The organism is Alcanivorax sp. HI0083 (assembly GCF_001635175.1).
In genome coordinates, this window is sequence record NZ_LWFX01000777.1 from 1 (window position 1) to 325 (window position 325).

Consider the following 325-nt stretch of genomic DNA (forward strand, 5'->3'; position numbering starts at 1 on the left):
TCCTTCATTTCCGTGTACCGGGAAATTTTCGAGACCATCCTGTTCTATGAGGCCTTGTTGAGCCAGGTGACGGCGGCGACTCAGCCTTACCTGTTTTACGGTATGGGGGCGGCCATTCTGGCGCTGGCGGTGGTGTGTTTCCTGTTCTTCCGCATTGGCATGCGCTTGCCCCTGAGTCTGTTCTTCCGCGTGACCAGCATTGTGCTGCTGATCCTGTCGGTGATTCTGCTTGGCAACGGCATTGCCGCCCTGCAGGAAGCCGGGCTGATCAGTGCGTTCTACCTGGGCGTGCCCACCATCGAGTGGTTGGGTCTCTACCCGACCG

The 325-nt window shown here is 58.8% G+C and carries 1 protein-coding gene; it reads left to right on the forward strand.

What is annotated here, in order from left to right:
* Positions 1–325, forward strand: a 325-nt coding sequence (locus A3754_RS07590; protein ID WP_197468550.1) for an FTR1 family protein, incomplete at both ends; no start/stop codon positions are given.